The sequence below is a fragment of the Tritonibacter horizontis genome (assembly GCF_001518015.1).
Classification (GTDB): Bacteria; Pseudomonadota; Alphaproteobacteria; order Rhodobacterales; family Rhodobacteraceae; genus Epibacterium; species Epibacterium horizontis.
Map to the genome: position 1 here is coordinate 15416 of NZ_LPUY01000135.1, position 21224 is coordinate 36639.

A 21224-nucleotide genomic window follows, 5' to 3' on the forward strand; every position below is an offset into this window, starting at 1 on the left:
TCGGCCCCTCTTTTTGTTTGTCTCTGGTGGCGCGGTCAGCTGTCGAACATCATCAGGTTCATGCTGAAGAGCGAGATTTCGGGCACAAAGGTGATCAACGCCAGCAGGGCAAGGAACACCGCAAAGAAGGGCAGCGTCCCACGGTAAATATCTGCGGCCCGCATTCCCAATGCCGATTGCGCCACAAAGATGTTGATCCCAAAAGGCGGCGTAAAAAGGCCCACTGCAAGGTTCAACGTCATCACGATCCCGAAATGCACCTTGTCGATACCGAGTGTATCAACAATTGGGATCAGAACCGGCGTCAGCAACAGGATCGCCGCAAGGGGATCCATGAAGCAGCCCCAGATCAAGAGCATGATGTTCACGGCGAGGAGGAACTGCCAGACGGACACATCAAGCGAGACAACCCAGGCCACCATGCTCTGTGGGATTTGGTTTACGGTCAGTACCCAGGAGAACAGACCTGCCGCAGCCACGATGACGAGGATCTGTGCCGAAAACAGTACAGTTGTCGTGGCGCAGTTCAGGATGTCGGCCCAGCTGAGTTCGCGGAACACATAGCGGGTGACAATAATGGCGTAAAAACAGGCCACCGCAGCGGCTTCGGTCGGGGAAAATACGCCACCGTAGATGCCGCCGAGCACGATCACAGGGGCACCCAGCGCCCAGATTGCCCGCCCGGCGGCCCGCAGTATGCCACCGAGTGAGGCCCGGTTGCTGCTGCCAAACCCACCCAGGCGCGCGCGGATCATGATATAAAGCGCCAATACGCCCGCAAGCAGGAGGCCCGGAAGCACGCCCGCCGCATAGAGCCGCGGAATGGATGTCTCGGAGCTGGCACCATAGACAATCATCGGGATCGAGGGTGGAATAATGATGCCGATGGCGCTGACGGATGTGATCATCCCGGCCGAAAAACTCTTGGGATAACCATCTTCCTGCATTGCCGGGTGCATCACCTTGCCGACAGAGGCGACCGCTGCCGCGCTTGACCCGGAGATCGCACCAAAGACGGTCGCGGTGCCGACGGTTGTCACGCCCAAGGCACCGGGCATTCGCCCGACGATGCTGCGGATGAAGTCCACCAACCTGAGCGATACGGTTCCGCGCGACATCAGTTCACCGGCAAAGATGAAATAGGGCACGGCCAGAAGGCCGTTCTGGCTGATGGCGCCAAACAGGTTCTGGTGCACCGCGTTCATCGGAATGTTCATGAAAAACGCCAGCGCAATCACCGAAGCCGCAAGCAGCACGACAAAGATTGGCAGGCCGAAGATCAGCAGCCCGGCAGGCAGCAATCCTAGTGCGAAAGTCATATCGGATGCTCCTCTGCGGTGATGTCGGAAACGGGCGCGTTCACCAGCACGGCACAAAGTCGCCAGAGCGCGATCAGCGCCATGCAAATCAGGCTCAGTGTGATTGTGCTGTGAAAAATCCAGAGTGGAAGCCGCGCGGCATCGCTGGTCATACCAAAGCGGAAAACCCGCGCGACATAGGCCCAGGACAGCCAGGCCACCCATCCGCAGATGGCCGCAGTTATCGCTTGTTGCAACGCGCCTATGGGGCGTTGCCAGCCTGTCGGGAGCATCGCAACGATCATGTTCATCGAAATTTCTGTCCGTCGCCAGCTGACCACAATGGCCCCGATCCAGGTCACGACGATCATCGCAAAGATCGCGACCTCGTCAGCCCAGAGCAATGCTGCGTTGAAGATATAGCGCGCGACGACGTTCCAGACCGATAGGGCCACCATCGCCAGCAGTGCCAGCCCCAGAAGCGTCGCAAGGGCAGTCATGCCCCGGCCAATGATGCGCTCCATCTGTTGTTCCTCCTCCTTGTTGGAGGTCTCCCGCCTCCGGCCCGCACAAAACCTGTGGCGGGCATCTATCTTTCTACAGGGCGAAGTCACAGCGGTTAGATGCCTCATTTGTCCCGGTGATGCTGATTTTGCATCGCCTATAGGTGAAAGCTGCGGTTTTGGTGCCATGGCTGATACCTGAATTGCATAGATTGCCCACTGCGATTGCATCGTGCTATCGGGGAGCCCATGAAATTCAACCAGCTCAGAGATTTTGTTGCCGTAGCCGAAAACGGTAGCCTGCGCGGGGCCGCGCGGGCGCTTGGATTGGCACAGCCGGCGATTACCCGATCCATTCAGGAACTGGAGCATTCGCTTGGCACACAGCTTTTTATCCGCGAGGCCCGCGGCGTCCGGATGACGCCCATCGGCGAAGAATTCCTTGTGCGCGCCATGACCATTCTCGGCGAGGTACGTCGGGCGCGCGAGGCGGTGCATCAACAACAGGATGGCGTGGAGGGAGAGCTGGTCGTTGGCCTGTCCATTGCCGGGCATCTGGGGCTGTTTTCCGAGGCGCTGCGCCCGTTTCGCCGTCGTTATCCAAAGGTCCGGCTGCGACTGATCGAGGGATTCCTACCGACGCTTGAAGGGGATCTGCGCAATGGGCTGGTCGATATCTATGTCGGCCCGGTGCCCGAAGGGCTGCATCCGCCTGATCTGCATGTCACCAAGCTTTTTGACAATCAGCGGGTCGTGATTGGGCGCAAGGGGCATCCGTTGTCCGGGGTGCGCCGCCTGCAGGATCTGGAGGGGGCGGAATGGCTGACCACCTCGATCACGCACGAGGCGGTGGATGAGCTGGCACAGGTCTTTGCAGAAGAGGGCCTGCCGCCGCCGCAAATGGCAGCGCAATGCCAGTCGGCGCTGTCGATCCTGACGGTGCTGATGAATTCTGACATTCTGGCGATGGTGCCGGTGGAATGGGTGCAGACGCCGATGTTGAGCGGGTTGCTGGAGGCCTTCCAGCTGGAACACCCGTTTGCCGCACCGCCGCTGGTGATGGTGCACCGCACCGGCATTGGCCTGACGCCGGCAGGCGAGCATTTTTCCCACCTGATCCAGCGTGCCGCGCAGAAAGTAGATAGGCACGCCTGATACTAAAATCGTATCGCGCCGACATTTTTGAATTCTCTTTCAATCGCTCTGTTGGCGTCACCCTGTCCTGACACGACTGTGGAAGGAAGGAAAACCATGACGCGGGTGACGACCGATGTGCTGATTGTTGGCGCAGGGCCTTGCGGGCTGATGTTGGCAAACGAACTGGGCCGCCGTGGCATTGCAGCCATGGTGGTGGATCGCGAGCCAACGGTCGCCACGGCCCCACAGGCGAATGCGACCCAGGCCCGCACGATGGAGCATTACCGGCGCCTTGGCTTCGCCGCGGAGATCCGCGCGCTTGGTCTGCCGGCTCACCACGCCACCGATGTAGCCTATTATACGACCTTTGCGGGCCATGAGCTTGCCCGGCACCAGATGCCTGCCTCGGGCGAGGCAGACCGGGTTGTCCGCGAGCAGGCACATCTTTGGAACGGGGCGGAACTGCCTCATCGCATTCCGCAAAGCCTGGTCGAGCAGACCCTCTGCCAACAGGCGCAGGCGCTGCCCGATATCGAGATTGCGTTCAACACGGAACTTACCGGGTTTGTCGAGGACGACGCCGGGGTTCTGGCCGAGGTGCGAACGGCGGCGGGGCAGAGCTATCGCATCCGCGCGCGCTACCTTTTTGCGGCGGATGGCGGCAGCAGCATGGTGCGCAAACAGCTCGGCATTCGCTACGCGGGTGGGGATGCAAAAGCGCGCGATTTCATGGGCGGGCAAATGCTGTCGATCTACCTCGACGCGCCGGCCTTTTACGAGCTGAACCTGCCAAGGGCCTGGATGTACTGGACCTTCAACCGCCGTCGTCGCGCCCTGTTGGCGACAGTGGATGGGACTGGCGGCTTTGTGCTGCAAACCCAGCTGCGTGAGGGCGAGGACGCCGCGACGATGACGCAGGCAGAGGCGGGCGAGTTGTTCTTGCAAGCCGTCGGCAAAGAGATCCCCTATCGCCTTACCGGCATTGCCACCTGGCTGGCTGGCCGGGCGTTGGTGGCAGAGCGGTTCTGTCACGGGCGTGTCTTCCTGGGCGGCGATGCGGTGCATTTGTTCACCCCGACCGGTGGCATGGGTTACAACACCGCGATTGAAGATGCGGTCAATATCGGCTGGAAGCTTGCAGCGGTGCTCAAGGGGCAGGCAGGGGAGGGGCTTTTGGCCTCTTACGAAGCCGAGCGCAGGCCGGTCGCACTGCGCAATACCCGGTTCGCGATAGAGTTTGCCGATTCCGTGGGCCTTTATGTGCCGTCTCCCGCAATCGAGGACAGCGGCGCCGTGGGCGAGGCCGCGCGGGCGCGGGCGGGCGCCTATCTGCAGCAACATGCCGCTCGTGAATTCACGATCCCGGGTTTTACGTTTGGGGCCCGCTATGATGCTTCGCCGGTCATTTCCGCGGAACGTAGCCCAGCCCCACCAGATGCGGCTTCGGTCTATGTTCCCAGCGCCAAGCCGGGCGGGCGCGCGCCGCATGCCTGGTTGAGCGACGGGCGATCCTTGTTTGATGCCTTTGGTTTTGAATGGACCCTGTTGTGCCTTGGTGAAGATAGTGATGCGGCGGGCGACTTCCTGGTCGCGGCAGAGGCGCGGGGGATGACGCTCAAGATCCTCTATCTGCCACAGGAAGTACTGCTGCCGGATCTGTATGAGGCACCCTATGCGCTCATCCGTCCGGATCAGATTGTCGCCTGGCGCGGTGCCGCACCGGGGACGCGCGCGATTTCCACACTGTTTGACAAGCTCACCGCCCGCGCTGCTGTGCGCGCTGTGGCGGATGTGGCTTGAAGCTGATCCATACACAAGGGAGACACACATGAAATTCGCGAGCTTTGCCAAAGATGGCCAGAGCGGCCTGGCTATCGAAACTGCAGATGGCTTTCGGGGCTTACTGGCGGATGCCCCCGGCTTTCCCGGCGATCTGCTGTCGCTGATCCGCGCGGGGGGCGCGGCCTTGACGGACGCGGGCGAGTGCCTCGCCAAGGGGGAGGTCGTGGATGTCGACGCCGTCACCCTGCTTCCACCCGTAAGCGCACCGGAAAAAATCGTCTGCGTCGGCTTGAACTACCGCGATCATTCTGCCGAGAGCGGGTTTGCCCAGCCGGAATTTCCCACCTTGTTTGGCCGGTTCAATTCGTCGTTGATCGGCCACGGCGCGCCGATCTTGCGGCCTGAAGTTTCTGAACAGCTCGACTATGAAGGTGAGCTGGCTGTGGTGATCGGTCGCGTGGCGCGCAATGTCAGCGCGGCGGAGGCGCTCGACTATGTAAGTGGCTATTCGATCTTCAACGATGCGTCTGTCCGGGACTATCAAACCAAAGCCCCGCAATGGACCGCTGGAAAGAACTTTGACGATACCGGTGCCTTCGGGCCGTGGTTCGTGACGGCCGATGCGCTGCCCCGGGGCTGCCTTGGTCTCTCCCTCATCACCCGGCTGAATGGGCAAGTGGTGCAGGAAGCGCAAATCGATCAGATGGTGTTTTCCGTTGCCCAGATCATATCCATTTGCTCCAGTTTTATGACGCTGAAGCCGGGCGATGTGATCGTGACAGGCACCCCGTCCGGCGTCGGGCTGGCGCGAGAGCCACAGCTCTGGATGAAAGAAGGCGATGTCTGCGAGGTCGAAATCACCGGCCTTGGCACGCTTTCGAACCCAATTCGAAACGCAGCCCCACTGGCGAAATCCGCCTGATACCACGGCACGAAGGGAGCAGACATGACCGCAATTACTGGCAAGGTGCAAATCACCAAACGCCCTGGCGAGCTGGGCATCCATTCGATGGACAGTTTCAACCTGATTGTGCCGGACCTGGGGCAAGCCCAGTCCTTTTACCAGAGTTTTGGCCTTGATGTCCGCGAGGAGGGGCAGGGGCTGGGGCTCTATACCGTGGGGTCCGATCATCGCTGGGCAAGCCTGACAGAAGGGGGGCGCAAGAAGCTCAACCACCTCAGCTTTGCCGTCTTCGAAGAGGATTTCGCCCCCATGCGCCGCCGGATCGAGGCTGCCGGCACGCGGATCATGGATGTGCCTTCCTATCACGAGCAGACGACCGAGGGCTTCTGGATCAGCGATCCTTTCGGGATGATGATCGAAATCAAGGTGGCGCCCAAAAGCTCCCCTTGCGAAAAGGCACCCTTTTTGACGCGATCGGTGCCCGCCGGCCAGATGGGCGCCGTGCAGCGATCCCAGGCGCCGAAGGTGGAGCCGACCCGCCTTGCGCATTTGTTGGTCTTTACCCCCTCGGTGCCGGACTCGCTGGCTTTTTACGCGCGCACGTTGGGGCTGCGATTGTCAGACCGGTCTGGCGACGGGATCTGCTTCATGCATGGGATCCACGGCTCAGATCACCATCTGATCGCCTTTGCCAAGTCAGACGCCCCCGGTTTGCATCATTGTTCCTGGGACGTAAGCGATATCAACCAGATAGGCACCGGCGCCATGCAGATGGCCGACAAGGGCTATTCCGAAGGCTGGGGGCTGGGGCGGCACGTTCTCGGTTCCAATTACTTTCACTACGTAAAGGACCCATGGGGGAGCTATTCGGAATATTCCGCCGATATCGACTATATCCCGGTCGACCACGATTGGGACGCGGGCGACTACCCGGCAGAAGACAGTATCTATCTTTGGGGGCCGGATATTCCGGCGGATTTTGTTCACAACTACGAAAGCGACCCGGCCTGACTGGGCCAGGTTCGGTCGACCGGAGCGCGTGCCGTGATGCCTGGCAGGCATCACCACATCGGCATCGCTATCTGGATTGGTGGTGGGCATCGCGGCAAGACTTTCATCCAAACTCTTCTGGTGCATGGGGCGAGGAGGCCCCGCGTTCCGGGCGAACAACCTATTCAGGGAGGAACACAATGACACTCAGAACGACCCTCGGGTCCACACTCAGGGCGCTGAGCTGCGCCACCATTTTTGCCATGAGCACGGTACAGGCCGCGATGGCTGCGGATTACGTGCTCAAGGTTTCGGCCCCAATTCCACCCACCGAAAAAGATGTGGTCTACGCTTGGATGGTGGCCTTTGAGAAAGGTGTCGAGGCCAGCAGCAATGGCCGTATCGATGTCCAGCTATACCCTGCGAACCAGCTTGGTCAGTTGCCCGCCGCCATTGAGGGCGTGGCGATGGGAACAATCGAAGTGACCTTTTCGATTATTGGCTTCTTTTCCTCCATCGACCCGCGTTTTCAGGTGCTGGATGCAGGCGGATTGTTCTCCACCCCGGAGATGGCAATGACCAGCCTGCAAAAACCAGAAGTGCGGGAGATGTTTTCTGATTTTGGCGCCAGTGCGGGGGTCCAGCCGCTGACGGTTCTGATCGACGGTCAGGGGGTGGTCATCTCAAAGGACCCGATCGAGCATATGGTTGATTTCATCGGCAAGAAGGTGCGCAGCGGAGGCGCGACGCCATTGCTGAACGAACCGCTTCGGGCTGTTGGCGCGTCGCCGGTGGCGATGTCGCTGGGCGAAGTGCTGCCCGCCCTCCAGACCGGGACCATTGATGCGGCCACCAACAGCATGGGGGTGGTCAATGCCTTCAAGATGTATGACGCGGCAAAGAATGTGACCTATCTTCCGGGCAACTTCACCACTGTCGGGGCCGTTGTGAACAAGGACTTCCTTGCCATGATCGGGCCGGAACTCGCCGAGGTCGTCTATGCCGAAGCGGCAAAGGCCGAGGCGGTGGTCTTCCGTCATCTTGCCAATGTTGAAAAGCTTGACGCCGCCTGGGAGGCGAATGGCGGCCGGGTGATCCGGATGCGACCAACCGAGGTCAGAACCTACCTGACCACCATCGCCCCCGTCATTTCAGATCTTCTGAAGCAGAGCGATCAGATGCAGGCGGATTACGACGTCTTGGCAAGAGCCGCGCAATCCGAGTAGAAAACACCTCTGCCATCGCGTTCCACGACGCGATGGCAGATGCGCTGCCCGACGGGGCGCGGTCGACGTGCCAAAGCAACGTCAGAGCGCCGCTTCTGTGATCGGGTCAAAGAGGTGCACTTTGTCTGGATCAATGGCCAGTTGCACCCTGTCACCAACCGAAATGTTACGGCGGTCAGACAAGACCACGGTAATGTCGTTCCGGTCGCCCGCGCCGACGTAAGTGGTGGATCCGGTGGACTCGATGACGCCAACCCGAACGGCAAAATTGTTGTCTCCGGTGCTGGCCATCGACAGATGCTCCGGCCGCAGGCCCACGATGACATCCTGATTGGCGGCGGCAGGACGGCCGAGCCTGAGCGTCGGCTGGCCGTCCAACGCGAGGTCGACCGATGTGCCATCCCCATTGGTCCGGCCGGGGATAAAATTCATCGCGGGCGAGCCGATGAAACCGGCGACAAATTTCGACGCTGGCCTGTCATAAAGATCCAGCGGCGCGCCCTGCTGTTCGATCACACCGGCGCGCAGGACCACCACATGATCGGCCATCGTCATTGCTTCGATCTGGTCATGGGTGACGTAAACCGATGTGGCGCCCAACCGGTCGTGCAGCGCCCGGATTTCCTTGCGCATATGCACCCGGAGCGAGGCATCAAGATTGGAAAGCGGTTCATCAAACAGGAACACCTTGGGGCGTCTGACAATCGCGCGACCCATCGCGACCCTCTGCCGTTGCCCGCCCGACAGCTCTCGCGGATAGCGGTCCAGCAGGGTTTCAAGGCCGATTGTCGCCGCAACCTCTTCGGCCATTTTGCGAGCTTGGGCCTTTGGCGTCTTTTTCAGGCGCAGCGAGTAGGTCAGATTGTCGATGACTTTCATATGCGGATACAGCGCGTAGGACTGGAACACCATCGCCACATCGCGCCGCCGGGGGGGCATGTCGTTGACCACCTCGTCGGTGATCTTCATGACGCCGCCGGTAATGCTCTCCAGCCCGGCGATTGAGCGGAGCAGGGTTGACTTCCCGCAACCGGAGGGACCGACTAGCGCGACGAAGGACCCGTTCGGGATCGACAGGTTGATGTCCTTCAACGCATGGAAGCCACCATAGTGTTTGTCCACGCCCGTCAGTTCGATTTGCAGGTTCTGCGTCATTATTTGAGAGCTCCCGAAGTGAGACCGGCGACGATACGCTGTTGCAACAGCACAAAGGCGGCAAGGATGGGCGTCACGTAGATCGACGCATAGGCCATGATGTTGTTCCACTCGACAGTGTTGGGCCCCATGAAGGCATTCAGGCCGACCGATGCGGGCTGCAGGCTCACGTCCTGGATGATGGATTTCGAATAGACGAATTCGCCGAAGGCCTGCATGAAGATCAGGATGGCAGAAACCAGAACGCCATTGCGCGCCAGCGGCAGCACCACGGACCAGAAGGCTCCGATACGCGAATTGCCATCGACCAGCGCGGCCTCTTCCAGTTCGGCCGGGACGGCCATGAAGGTGGCACGCACCAGGATCACGAAGAACGGCATCGCCTTGGCCGTGACCGCCAGGATTACTGCAAACCGGGGATAGTCCAGCAATCCGAGCGCCGAAAAACCGACGAACAAGGGCGTGACCATGAGTGAGGCCGGCAGCACCTGCAGCATCAACACCAGAAACAGCGCCAGATTGATCCAGCCGTTGCGATACCGCGCCAGCACATAGGCGCAGCCCGTGCCAAGCGTCGCCACAAGGACCATTGTGCCGGTCGCGATCACCAGCGAATTCCAGATGAAACGCCCCATGTCGCGGATTTCCCAGACATGGGCAAAGACGCCCCATTGCGGATCGGTGGGCACAAAGGTTGGCGGGTAGGAAAAAATCTCGGAGCCGGATTTGATCGCGGTGACATACATCCAGTAAAGCGGGAACAGGTAGACCAGCGCAAAGATGATCGCCAGGGCCAGATACAGCCGGTTCATGTTGCGTGTCATCAGCCCCGCACCTCGTGCCGGGTGGAGCGGACGTAGAAGACCGACGCGATCATCACAAAGGCGATCATGATCGTTGAAATTGCCGCGCCGCGGGCAAAATCATACTGCCGGAACGATAGCTCCCAGGCCCAGTATTGTGCCACATTGGACGAATTGGCAGGGCCGCCGCTGGTGATGGCGGCGAACAGGTCAAACTGTTGCAGTGTGAAAATCAGCCCCAGGCAGATCACCGCCCCGGTGGTCGAGCGCATCATCGGCACCGTGATCGTCCAGAATTGCTGAAATGCGGTGGCTCCGTCCAGCGAGGCTGCCTCGTAAAGGTCCTTCGGGATGCCCGCCAGGCCCACCGACAGCAGGATCATGTTGAATGCCGTGCCCAGCCAGATGTTGGTGATGACGACCGCCCAGAGCGAATAGTCGATGTCCGATCGCCAAAAGATGTTTTTGGAAATGAGGCCGAGACTGTCGAGGATATAGTTCAGCACGCCAAAATCGCCGGCGAGAATCCAGTTCCATGTCGCGCCGACAACCAGCCCCGGCATCACCCAGGACACCAGAAACAATCCCCGAATGAAGGTGGACCCCCGAAAACCGGTGTTAAAGAAAACCGCCAGCGCAAAACCAAGCAGGAATTGCCCGCCGATGGAGCAGGTGACAAAGATCACCGTATTCCACATGATCGGCCAGAATTCGGGCTGGGCCAGCAGGGCACGATAGTTGTCAAGGCCGACAAAGGGGCGAAAGACGTCGCCAAGGCTGAACAGGTCTACTTCCTGAAAGCTCATCAGAACGTTGTAAAGCAGCGGCAGGCCTGAAAACAGGATCAGGAAAACAAGCGGTATCCCGACCAGCAACAGGTCAAAGCCCACACCGTCCACGATGCTTGATTTGATGCGGCGCATGTCGTCTTCCCTCGCTGACAGGCACGAGACGCGCGACGTGTCATCGTCGCGCGCCTTGGGTTGTATCGGATCAGTCGGCCAGCACCGCGTCAATCGACGTCTGCGCCCGGTTCAATGCGTCTTCGGCGGTCATCTGACCCGTCAGAGCGAGTTGAATTGCGTCCTGGATCGACTTGGAGATTTTCGGCCATTCCGGGTGTGGACCCCGGGCCTGTGCATATTGCAGCTGCTCCAGAAACACCTGAAGCGCGGCATCTTTTGGGGCAACTCCGGTTGGGGGCAGTTCGATGTCGGACCGGGCTGGCAATTGGCCGAACTCCGGGAACAGACGATGGTCCTGGCTTGCGAAATACTCGATGGCCTGGAACGCTTCGTCAGGATGATCGGTATTGGCAAAAATCGCCCAGTTGAAATCCCCCATGGCAGAGGCCCGCTGCGCGCCCTCTTCGGGCACCGGCAGCAGAGCGACACGCCAGTTGAATTTCGCTTCCTCGACCATGCGGTTCAATTCCCAAGGTCCGGAAATCGCCATGGCAGCATTGCCAGAGTTGAACGTGCCGGTGGAATCCCATTGCCCGCGCGTCAGCGTATCGGGCGAGGCGAGGCCCTCGTCCAACAGCGTTTTCCACAGGTTCAGCGCCTCGACCGCGCCATCTGTGTTGATTTTGTCATAGCCGCCGCCGGACATCTGGGCCCAGGGCAGGAACTGGAACGTGCCTTCCTCGCTGGCCTTGGCCGAAAAGGCGATGCCATAGACCGATTCTTCAGGATTGTTCAGCGTGCGGGCTGTCTCGACCAGCTCTGCCCAGGTTTCGGGCGGGCTGTCGGCGTCCAGGCCAGCCTTTTCAAACGCATCAGCGTTGTAATAAAGCGCGATGGTATTGGTTGCTTTGGGCACGCCGTACAGCCGGTCGTTCCAGGTGACCGAATTCAACGGGCCGGGAAAATACGCATCTGCATTGATGATCTCGGACTCTGCCACCCTGTCGGTCAGGTCCAGAAACGCGCCACGGGCCGCAAACAGCGCATGTTCGGGGTTGTCGACGGCGATAATATCGGGCGCCTGACCGGTGGCAAAGGCGCGCATGGATTCCGTCACTACGTCGTCAAACTGGATCAGCCGATAATCAACGGTGATCCCGTTGTCCATCTCGCTGAATTCACGGGCGAGGTTCATCGCCGGCTGGTTCTCTTTGTCCAGCGACCAGACCGTGATGGTCACATCCTCAGCTTGCGCAACGGCGCCGACCGACAGCAAGACCGCGCTGCTGATACTTGTTAGATATCTCATTGGGTTCTCTCCTCCTCTGATGTTCGTCAGGTCTTCTCGAGCGAAGGGTCCCCCCCGCCATAGCGAGCCGCGTCGCTGACGAACGACCCGCCTCTGCACGTCTTGAGGTAATTGAGCGCATGCACCTGCCCGGTCATTTCGAGCGCGTCGCGATAGACCGGATCATGCCAGCCTTCGATGTCGATCGACCCCTTGTAGCCGGCCAAGCGCAATTCAGAGATAATGTCGGTCCAGTTGCTATCACCGAACCCGGGCGTGCGCATGAACACGAAGGGATGTTTGCCGAAAATCCCGTGTTCGCGGATCACGTCGTGGCGAATGGTGGCGTCCTTCCCGTGGACATGGAAAATCTTGTCGGCCCATTTGCGGATCTGCGGCAGCGGGTCGATGAGGTAAACCATCTGATGGCAGGGTTCCCATTCCAGGCCGATATTGTCAGCCGACAACGCGTTGAACATCAACTCCCAGGCATCGGGATTGTGGGCGATGTTCCAGTCACCGGTTTGCCAGTTGCCATCCATGGCGCAATTCTCGAACGCGATGCGGATGCCCTTGTCCGCCGCCCGCTTTGCCAGATCGCCCCAGATTTCGGTGTAACGCGGCAGGCTCTCTGGCAGCGGTTTGCCGCGCAGGCGTCCGGTGAAACCGGCGACGCACGTGGCGCCGAAGTGATGCGCATTGTCGATACATTGCTTCCACCCCTCGAGGGTTTCGAGGTCCATGGCCTCTCCCTCCAGCGGGTTTCCGAACATGCCGATGGTGGACATGGTGATATCCCGGTCGCCAATGGCATCGCGGCAGCGCTTGCCCAGCTCCGCAACGTCCTGCCCTGCGGTGGTCTGCCAGAAGAAGGGTTCGAAACTCTCGAACCCGTGGTCCGCGATCTGTCTGATGTTCTCGGCCGCATCGCCGCCGTTGGCGGAGACCATCGTGCCGATCCGGATGTCTTTGGCTGGGTTGTCCATCAGTGCGTGATTTCCTGTGCTATGTTGATTTTTCGGCCGGCTTTGGCGCTCTCGATGGCCCCGAACACCATCGCGAGGGAGTGCAGGTTGTCCGTGCTGTCGGTTTCGGCCGTCTGGCCTGTTTCCAGCGCATCAAGGAAAGCTGCCAGAACAGAGGCATGGTCTTCGGTCTCGCGCGGATCAGGTGCCATCGGCACGTCGATCTGTTTGAGCGGCCGCAGGAAGCCCTCGTCACTGTTGGTGACGTGTGCCTCGAACTGCTCCAGCCCGTCCCAGGTCAGGGTGCCCCGGGTTCCGGTGATGCGCCAGGCGGCGTCCCAGGATGTCCGCTTTCCTTCCGCGCACCAACTGCCTCGGTAGGTGAAGAAGGGGCCGTGCTCCATCTCGAAAATCGCAAAGGCGGAGGCACCATGCGCGTACCATGATCCGGTGGGGTTGGTTTCCTGGCAAAAAACGCTACCCGCGTTCTGACCGCACAGGAAACGTGCCGCATCGAAATGGTGGATCGCCATGTCCAGCAGCAAAACGTGATCCATCTGATCCCGAAAGCCGCCGAAATGCGCCCCGATAAAGAAATCTGCATGAATGCCAGTGACTTCGCCCAATGCGCCACTGTCCAAAAAGGCGCGGATCCGGCGGATTCCGTCCTTGTATCGACGGTTCTGCGTGACAGCGAACAGACGGTTGGACGATCTGGCCAGGTCGGTGAGTTCGCGCGCCTCAGCCATGCTGTTGGCCATGGGTTTTTCCGACAACACATGCTTGCCCGCGATCAGAGCGGCCCGCACGACAGAGGCGCGTGCCTCTGGCGGGGTCACATCGAACACCAGATCGCAGTCGACAGATTGCATCGCCTCGTCGACGCTTGCAAAAATCGGCAGCCCCTCAAGCCCGGAAACCGCCGCCAGATCTTGTGCGGTTTTGGGGCTGCGATCAACCAGGCCAACCAGGTTTACCCGGTCCGCCACATAGGGCCTCTGGGTGATGGCCTTGACCCAAACATTGGCCATGCCACCACACCCCACAAGCAGTGCTTGCATCGTATTTCTCCTCCCAAAAGGCCGTGTTTTGGCCTTCAGAAAACGTTTCCCATACGAAGACATCAATCTCCGTAAACGTTTACGGAGATTGAAATACCGCTTGGATCTGGATGAGTCAATCGAAATCGTAAACGTTTACGGCAATCTTCCCTTGCCGTGGGAGACGTGACAGAATGCACCCGAACCGGAGGACCCGCACATTGACAAGCATCAAGGATTTGGCCCGACACCTCGACATTTCGATCGGGACAGTATCGCGTGCACTCAACAACAAGACCGACGTCAGTCAGGAGACCAAATCGAAGGTCCTGAAAGCCGCGGCTGAGCTTGGCTATGTCCCGAACCAGGCCGGGCGGTCGCTGAGCAAAGGCAAGACCAATGTGATCGGATTCGTGCTGGAAACCGACAGCGAAGGGATGATGCAGGGGGATCTGTTCTTCATCCGGGTCTTTGACGGCATGCAATCGGTGCTGACAAAGCGGGGGCTAAATCTGGTGGCGCTCCTGTCGCCTTCGAACGTCGAACCGGAGGCGTATCTGCAACAGATCGTTGCCCGCCGGTTCACCGATGCGCTGGTGTTGTCGTCTATTCATCGCAACGATGCGCGGATCAATTTTCTCAACCAGCAGGGCATGCCCTTTGCGACGCTAGGCCGGTCGCTGGTGGATGGGGGCCAGCCCTGGCTTGACCTTGATTTTGATGGCGTGGTCGAAGACGCCATTGCAAGGTTGACGCAAAAGGGCCATCGGACCATCGCCCTTGCGCTGCCGCGCAACGATCTGAACCTGCGTCACATCATGATCGAAAGCTATCGCAAGAACATCGCCAAGGCCGGATTGCAGCTGGATGAAGACCTGATGATCAGGATCAGTCCGGGCGACCGGGCAGGGGTCACCCTTGTCCATCAGCTGATCAATATGCCACAAAAGCCGACGGCAGTGATCTACTCGGATCATATCCTGCCGTTCGGGATTTATCGTGGCCTTGCCGACCTTGGGCTGACGCCCGGTGTCGATCTGTCGTTGATCGGCGTGGGCACCCGGTTGGCGGCGTTTCTGACGCCTGATCTGACCTACTATCGGTTCAACCTGTTCGACCTGGGGGTGCGTATCGCAGAGGCGCTGTTGACCATTATGGATGACCCGACCGCTGCCGAAGGCCGCCCCGTGGTCCGGGAAAGCGTGCCCTTCACTTTCATCGAAGGCCAAAGCATCGCCGACCTGACCTGAGCGCAATTGCGCCGGGAGGCAGGCCTGGGTCGCGCGGTCATGCTGTCGGGCCGAAGGTTTCGTGACGAATTTGATCGGGCCGAATGCCGCGCTGTTCAAGCACCTCGGTCAGCCCGGCGATGAATTCGGCTGGTCCGCATATCATGTAATGTGCCTCTGGACCGGCTCGGAGCGCCATCAGGTCATCGACCGTCATGCGCCCCTCGGTGACGTTGATCGGTAGCGGGCGATCCTCCGGGCGGGGGGTGGAATAGAAGGTCCGCACTGTCGCATTTAATGCGCGTGCCGCCAGTTGTGCGACCTCCCCGCGAAACGCATGTGCGGCGCCGTTTCGGACGCCCTGGAGGAACCAGACCCGGCGATTGGACTGGGCTGCGACAACCGCGTGAAACATGGCGAGCATGGGCGTCACGCCCACGCCCGCGCTGACCAGTACCAACGGGGTATCGCCGTTCGGCAGCGTAAAATCTCCGGAGGGTGCGCCTGCGTTGATCAGGTCGCCTGTTTCAGTCTGATCGTGCAGGAACTTGGATACGCGCCCCTGGGCCTCGCGCTTGACGCTGATGCGGTAGGCGCGCGGGCTGACCGGGCCAGACAGCGTGTAGGTGCGTTGTACCGAATCCGAAGTGTTCGTCGCTTGGCCGATGGATTGATCCGGAGCGCCAACAACCACAGGCAGATATTGCCCGGGCAGGAAGGGTGCCAGCGCCCGCCCATCTTCAGGTTCAAGGTGAAACGACGTAATGTCGCTGCTTTCGATGTCCTTTCTGGTGATCCGGAGCGTTCGGTTCGCGGCCGCATCGGTACGCCAGCGCAGCGAGAGCGCGTGGGGCCGTTCGACCACGCGATCAATTGTGATCAGAATTTCGCGCCGGGCCTGCGGGTCGGCGCTGCCTGTTCCGTCCCAGAGGATTTGCGCCCGACCGGTCAGGTGCAACAGCCCGCCGGTGGCAAAATCGACAAATAGCAATCCGACACGCGGATCTTGCAGAAGGTTGCCGATGGTGTTGAAAAAATTGTTGCCGGTGTAGTCGGGCATGCGCAGGCTCCGCGGTCCCGCGATTTCGACGAAGCCCGGTTTCCCACCGCGATGAGAGGCATCAAAACTGGCCCGCCCTGCGTCCCCCAACCCGGATCCTATGAACAGCGTATCCGCGGAGGCAATCCAGCGTTTCTGCGGTTCGGACAGGTCTCTGTCGGTCCGGGGTGGGGGGCGGCGGTCTGCTGGCTCATCGGCCCGGACCCAATCGCGCTCGTGGATGTATTGTGGGCAGTTGCCAAAGCTTTGGGTGACTGAAAGTGCCAGCCCGGTCTCGGTGGCCCTCAGCTGCCCGTTTACCCGGTTGCGCCGCCTGGTTGCCAGGTCGATGCCGAGAATACCCAAGGCGGCGCCCGGCACGAAGCCAGGCGCCAAAGGGTCCGCTGCGCCAAGTCCTGCTGGCAGCGTCAGCAGCTGAGCAGAGGGGGACGCGACATCGCCATCTTGTGTTTCCAGCATCGAAACCCATCGTGCTCCGGACGTATCTGCCCCGGCCACAACGAGAAACGGCAGCGACTCGAAAAACATGCGGTGCTGATCCGGCATATGATCCCGGATGAACCGGCTTGACGTTGCGGCCTGCCGTGCAACGCCTGCGCGGCCCTGGGCGATGATCTCACCCTCGTGAAATGGGGTCTCAGGGCGTGTCATATCGGATCTCCGTTGGCCCGCGTGCCCTCGCGGAGCGAAGGCGGGGCTGATGAGGTTTCAGACAAGGGTGAGGGTCAGGCCAGCGCGGCGGAGCGCACCATCCCGATGAAACGCGGAAGCGCTTCGATCCGGTCGAGCCAGGCCCGGATGGCGGGGTAAGGTGCCAGCGAAACGCCGCCTTCTGGCGCGTGTGCGATGTAGCTATAGCCCGCCACATCCGCCAGACATGGCCGGTCCAGCGCGAGCCACTCCCGTGTCTTCAGATGAGAGTCCATCATCGTGAACAAAGCCTCTGCCTTTGCCTTGGCTGTCTCGTGATCGAGAGGCGCGCCAAACAGGGTGACAAGGCGGGCGGAGCAGGGTCCTTGATAGATTTCACCAGCGGCTATCGACAGCCAGCGCTGAACCTCGGCCCGTTCAGTCGCGGTTCGGCCGGCCCATTCGTCCAGATCACCGTATTGGTCCGCCAGATAGACAATGATCGCGTTGGAGTCGCTCAGGGTCAGGCCATTGTCCTCAATCGCGGGAACCTGGCCGAAGGGGCTGATCGCGAGAAACTCTGGCCGTTTATGGGCGCCGTTCATCATATCCAGGTCGATGGTTTCGTAAGGGACGTCAAGCAGGGCAAGCATCAACTCTACCCTGTGACAGTGGCCGGATTTCGGGGTCCGGTACAGTTTTACCGGGGCGGTGTCGGACGTGTTTGTCATAGGCGTGCTCCTTCATGCAGGGGTCAAAGGCAGCGTCAGCTGCGATGAGCCAAAGATAGGATCGGCACTCTGGATAGATAATCATACGAATATGAACTATATTAATGCAGATTCTGAACTAATCAGGTGTGACATGGACCGGCTACAAGCGTTGAGAATTTTCGTTGCCGTGGCGGAGGCCGAGAGTTTTGTTGGCGGCGCACGGTCACTTGGGCTTAGCGGTCCAACCGCGACACGGGCGGTTGGAGCCTTGGAAGACGCGTTGGGGGCGCGATTGCTGGTTCGTACCACGCGACGCGTCCGGTTGACCGATGTCGGGCGCGATTTTGTCGAGGACGTGCGAGAGATCCTGGCGCAATTGCGCTTGGCAGAGAATGCGGTAACCGGGGCGGTCCAAACACCGACGGGCCTTTTGCGTATCACAGCGCCGCAGGAATTCGGCCGACTCTACATCGCGCCGCTTGTGGCGGACTTCCTCGATGTTTGGCCGGATGTCAGGATCGAATTGCTGCTGGTGGACCGGACGGTCAACCTGGTCGAGGAGGGTCACGACGTGGCGCTGCGCATTGGCGAGCTGCCGTCGTCGGGTCTGTTGGCGCTGCGCGTGGGGTCGGTGCGCCGGGTGCTGTGCGGCGCGCCATCCTATTTCGAGCGGTTCGGCCAGCCCACCGCCCCAGCCGACCTGACCGAGCGCCACCGCACTATTGCAACGGGAAATACTCAACGAGACTGGCGCTTCGGGTCGGATCCGCAAACGGTCGTTCGGCTTGATCCGCAGCTTACCGTCAACAGTGTTGCCGCCTCGATCGAGATCGCGCGACACGGCTGGGGCCTGTGTCGGGCGTTGTCCTATCAGGTGGCGGAGGACCTGAAATGCGGTCGGCTGGTCCCGGCTCTCGAAGCATATGAACCCACGCCGCTGCCGGTTCATATCGTCCATCCGGCGGGGCGGAAGACGCCTGCAAAACTGCGGGCTTTCGTTGATTTCGCCAGTGCCCATCTGCGACAGGTTCCGGCCCTGAGGGACAGCTGAGGCTGGCCACCCCGTGCGATCCGCGACACATGGCCTCCGCGCCCGGCGGGTCGTTCAACTGCTGTCCGGGGTGCTTCTTGCGGAAGCATAGGCCTGACACATGGCAATCAACTCGACGCGCAGCGCGTCCCCGTTTGTCGCGTCGAGGCCCCGTTCGAAAGCATTTCGCACCGCGCCAAAGATCACAGTGACCAGTGTCAGGTTGATGGCAGCAGGATCGCGGAATGTCACATCCGAGGCGCTGCGCAGCATGGTTTCTGTGGCGGCACTTGTGCGCGCTGCAAAATCGTGGATCAGGGCTGCGTTGTCCATTTCAACGACCGATCGATACAACGCCCGCGTGACATCGGCACGCTCTGTCTTGGCGGTCCAATAGGTGTTGACGAGCGCCTCTATCATGTCGGTGACGGGTGCGCCGTGGTTGGTGGTGCAGGTGGTCTCGATCCGCTGCGCCAAAAGATCCAGATACTGCGCGTTCAGGGCATAGATCAACGCCTGTTTGTTGGGGAAATACTGGTACATCGTGCCGACGGAAACGCCCGCCCGCTCTGCTACATTTGTCGTAGTCAAACCGGCGATCCCGCCGCGCAGCAAAACCTGAATGGTGGCTTCGAGAATCGCGTCAACGGTGACTTTGGCACGCTGTTGGCGTGGTGTTTTACGGGGGATTAGGCCCGGTGGTGCGGTGAGGGTCATATGCGAATCCCATACCTGAACATTCCTTCATATATTCTGCGGGACCACCTGAAAGGAAAGGAAATTCGGATGGAACAGCAACCAATTGCGCTGGTTACCGGCGCGAACAAAGGCATCGGTCTTGAGATCGCACGCCAGCTTGCTCAGGCTGGGGTGCATGTGATCGTCGGGGCGCGGGATCCAGTCAGAGCCGAAAAGGCGCTTGCCAATTTGCAGGCCAGTGGCGTGCAGGCGGAGTGGGTCAAGGTGGACCTGAATGACACCGAAAGCCTTGCTGGTGCGGCAACAGAAATCGCCACAAGGCATGGGCATCTCGACATTCTGGTAAACAACGCCGGCATTTTTGATTTTTCCGATGGCGCACCAGAAAAAGCCGACATTGCTAGCGTGCGTAAGGTGCTCGAAACGAACTTTTTGGGCACACTGGCGGTCACACAAGCCATGTTGCCGCTGTTGCGCAAGGCGACCGCGGCGCGGATCATCAATATTTCCAGTTCCCTTGGGTCGTTGGCCGTCAACGGCGACCCGGACTCGCCCTATTTTGCAGCCCGTTTCATCGGCTACAACGCCTCCAAGGCGGCGTTGAATATGCTGACGGTGCAACTCGCGGAAGAATTGCGTGATAGCGGTATCAAGGTGAACTCCGTCAGTCCGGGCTTTGTGAAGACCGACCTGACCGGCATGGGTCATATGAACCCGGAAGAGGGCGCAGTCCTGCCGGTGCGCTACGCTCTGGGCGGAGATGAGACCGGAACCTTTGTGGAGCCGGACGGCGTTACGCCCTGGTAGCAGGGGACAGGCCATCATTCCTGGATGACGCAGGTGTTGTGCGAGGTGGGCTTTGCCGGGCCTGCCTCGCGATCTGTTCCGGGCAGCAAGTCGGGGTGGGGAGGCCGATCTGCGCAAGGCAGGTCTTGTCAGGCCTTTGCAAGTACATCATCCACAACATCCAGGAAAATCTGGATTTTTGGGACGCGCCCAAGCTGGCGATGGTACAGACAATAGAGCGAAACCAGGGCACCGGACCAATCCGGCAGCACCGGTGTCAATCGCCCAGCGGCGACACTTTCTGTCGCCAGAATATCACTGAGAAGACCAACACCCGCCCCCGCACAGACGAGCCTTTCCGTCAGGATCGGATCGTCGACTTCGACTGCGGGGGGCCGTTCGATGACAAATGTTTCGTGCGTGTTGAAAAGCTCCCAAAACGTGCAGTCCCGACGCATCCGCATTCTGTGGGCCACAAGCGGCACGTACATAAGGTCGCTGGGGGTCACGATCGGGTGCTCGGCGCAAAACGACGGTGCTGCGTACAGGCTCTGCTTCAGCTGCCCCAGTTTTCTGTAGACCAGGGCACTGTCTGCTGGTTCGCCCATGCGAATGGCAATGTCGACGCTTTCGCCGATTAGATCGACATTGAGATGGCTGGTCTTCACATCAACCGACACATCGGGACACATCTCCCGGTATCGCGCCAGGATTGTCGGCATCAGGGAATGGGCAAAGCTGAAGGAGGTCGCAACGCGCAAGATCCCGGTGGTCGGCGCATCGGGCGTATGAAATCCGACCATGCTGCGGTCGATCTGTTCAACATGGTGACCAACGGCATCCAGCAATTGGCGACCTTCGTCAGTCAGAGAAACACGGCGAGTCGAACGCAGCAACAATGTGGTGCCCAATGCGGTTTCAAGGTTCTGCAGGCGACGGCTGACCGTGCTGGGCGGTAATTTCAAACGGTCCGCTGCCGCAGAAAAGCTTTCTGAGCGGGCGATCTCGATCAAGAGACGCAGGTCGTTGAGATCAGGTGTCGGTCCGGGTTTCATGGAAAATCTGGAATAGTGCCTTCCAT

The 21224-nt window shown here is 60.1% G+C and carries 20 protein-coding genes; 8 read left to right on the top strand and 12 right to left on the bottom strand.

Annotation, left to right across the window (positions count from 1 at the left end):
- Positions 1-35: 35 nt before the first annotated feature.
- Both TRIHO_RS21480 and TRIHO_RS21485 read right to left on the bottom strand, forming a co-directional pair.
- Complete coding sequence (locus tag TRIHO_RS21480; RefSeq protein ID WP_068248644.1) at positions 36-1319, bottom strand: TRAP transporter large permease; 1284 nt, start codon at positions 1317-1319, stop codon at positions 36-38.
- On the bottom strand, positions 1316-1822 hold the full coding sequence (locus tag TRIHO_RS21485) for a TRAP transporter small permease (protein ID WP_068248646.1): 507 nt from the start codon (positions 1820-1822) through the stop codon (positions 1316-1318). Before TRIHO_RS21485 ends, TRIHO_RS21480 begins: the two co-directional genes overlap by 4 nt.
- 228 nt (positions 1823-2050) lie before the next feature.
- Between TRIHO_RS21485 and TRIHO_RS21490 the strand changes: the two genes are divergently transcribed.
- From TRIHO_RS21490 to TRIHO_RS21510, 5 genes are all read left to right on the top strand, one after another.
- On the top strand, positions 2051-2956 hold the full coding sequence (locus tag TRIHO_RS21490; protein WP_068248649.1) for a LysR substrate-binding domain-containing protein: 906 nt from the start codon (positions 2051-2053) through the stop codon (positions 2954-2956).
- Between the two features lie 96 nt (positions 2957-3052).
- Positions 3053-4738 (top strand): FAD-dependent monooxygenase, encoded by a 1686-nt coding sequence (locus tag TRIHO_RS21495; protein WP_068248651.1) that lies wholly within the window; start codon positions 3053-3055, stop codon positions 4736-4738.
- Between the two features lie 28 nt (positions 4739-4766).
- Positions 4767-5642, top strand: coding sequence for a fumarylacetoacetate hydrolase family protein (locus TRIHO_RS21500; RefSeq protein ID WP_068248653.1), 876 nt, complete (start codon positions 4767-4769; stop codon positions 5640-5642).
- Between the two features lie 24 nt (positions 5643-5666).
- Positions 5667-6635 (top strand): VOC family protein, encoded by a 969-nt coding sequence (locus TRIHO_RS21505; protein WP_068248655.1) that lies wholly within the window; start codon positions 5667-5669, stop codon positions 6633-6635.
- Between the two features lie 179 nt (positions 6636-6814).
- Entirely contained in the window at positions 6815-7840 is a 1026-nt protein-coding gene (locus TRIHO_RS21510; protein ID WP_082705272.1) for a TRAP transporter substrate-binding protein, read from the top strand.
- A gap of 81 nt (positions 7841-7921) precedes the next feature.
- On the opposite strand, the gene TRIHO_RS21515 is transcribed toward TRIHO_RS21510, so the two are convergent.
- From TRIHO_RS21515 to TRIHO_RS21540, 6 genes are all read right to left on the bottom strand, one after another.
- Entirely contained in the window at positions 7922-8995 is a 1074-nt protein-coding gene (locus TRIHO_RS21515; protein WP_068248659.1) for an ABC transporter ATP-binding protein, read from the bottom strand.
- Complete coding sequence (locus TRIHO_RS21520; protein ID WP_068248661.1) at positions 8995-9819, bottom strand: carbohydrate ABC transporter permease; 825 nt, start codon at positions 9817-9819, stop codon at positions 8995-8997. Before TRIHO_RS21520 ends, TRIHO_RS21515 begins: the two co-directional genes overlap by 1 nt.
- Positions 9819-10721: a carbohydrate ABC transporter permease gene (locus tag TRIHO_RS21525; protein ID WP_068248663.1), complete on the bottom strand. Its 903-nt coding sequence runs from the start codon at positions 10719-10721 to the stop codon at positions 9819-9821. Before TRIHO_RS21525 ends, TRIHO_RS21520 begins: the two co-directional genes overlap by 1 nt.
- 70 nt (positions 10722-10791) lie before the next feature.
- On the bottom strand, positions 10792-12012 hold the full coding sequence (locus tag TRIHO_RS21530) for an ABC transporter substrate-binding protein (protein WP_068248664.1): 1221 nt from the start codon (positions 12010-12012) through the stop codon (positions 10792-10794).
- Between the two features lie 26 nt (positions 12013-12038).
- Complete coding sequence (locus tag TRIHO_RS21535) at positions 12039-12977, bottom strand: sugar phosphate isomerase/epimerase family protein (RefSeq protein WP_068248666.1); 939 nt, start codon at positions 12975-12977, stop codon at positions 12039-12041.
- Positions 12977-14017: a Gfo/Idh/MocA family protein gene (locus tag TRIHO_RS21540; RefSeq protein WP_068248668.1), complete on the bottom strand. Its 1041-nt coding sequence runs from the start codon at positions 14015-14017 to the stop codon at positions 12977-12979. Before TRIHO_RS21540 ends, TRIHO_RS21535 begins: the two co-directional genes overlap by 1 nt.
- A 200-nt stretch (positions 14018-14217) precedes the next feature.
- Here TRIHO_RS21540 and TRIHO_RS21545 point away from each other — a divergent pair, with 200 nt between their 5' ends.
- A complete protein-coding gene (locus TRIHO_RS21545) occupies positions 14218-15246 on the top strand; it encodes a LacI family DNA-binding transcriptional regulator (RefSeq protein ID WP_068248669.1) in 1029 nt (342 codons plus the stop codon).
- Positions 15247-15283: 37 nt separating this feature from the next.
- On the opposite strand, the gene TRIHO_RS21550 is transcribed toward TRIHO_RS21545, so the two are convergent.
- Positions 15284-16936, bottom strand: coding sequence for an FAD-binding oxidoreductase (locus tag TRIHO_RS21550; RefSeq protein ID WP_068248671.1), 1653 nt, complete (start codon positions 16934-16936; stop codon positions 15284-15286).
- Between the two features lie 74 nt (positions 16937-17010).
- Positions 17011-17646, bottom strand: coding sequence for a glutathione S-transferase family protein (locus TRIHO_RS21555; protein ID WP_068248673.1), 636 nt, complete (start codon positions 17644-17646; stop codon positions 17011-17013).
- Between the two features lie 133 nt (positions 17647-17779).
- Between TRIHO_RS21555 and TRIHO_RS21560 the strand changes: the two genes are divergently transcribed.
- Complete coding sequence (locus TRIHO_RS21560) at positions 17780-18679, top strand: LysR family transcriptional regulator (RefSeq protein WP_068248675.1); 900 nt, start codon at positions 17780-17782, stop codon at positions 18677-18679.
- A gap of 54 nt (positions 18680-18733) precedes the next feature.
- On the opposite strand, the gene TRIHO_RS21565 is transcribed toward TRIHO_RS21560, so the two are convergent.
- Positions 18734-19375 carry a TetR/AcrR family transcriptional regulator gene (locus tag TRIHO_RS21565; protein WP_068248677.1) on the bottom strand — a complete coding sequence of 214 codons (642 nt, stop codon included), beginning with the start codon at positions 19373-19375 and terminating at the stop codon, positions 18734-18736.
- Between the two features lie 69 nt (positions 19376-19444).
- Between TRIHO_RS21565 and TRIHO_RS21570 the strand changes: the two genes are divergently transcribed.
- A complete protein-coding gene (locus TRIHO_RS21570) occupies positions 19445-20164 on the top strand; it encodes an SDR family oxidoreductase (protein WP_068248678.1) in 720 nt (239 codons plus the stop codon).
- A gap of 128 nt (positions 20165-20292) precedes the next feature.
- On the opposite strand, the gene TRIHO_RS21575 is transcribed toward TRIHO_RS21570, so the two are convergent.
- Positions 20293-21198, bottom strand: a complete 906-nt coding sequence (locus TRIHO_RS21575) for a LysR family transcriptional regulator (RefSeq protein WP_068248680.1) — start codon at positions 21196-21198, stop codon at positions 20293-20295.
- Between the last annotated feature and the right edge of the window lie 26 nt (positions 21199-21224).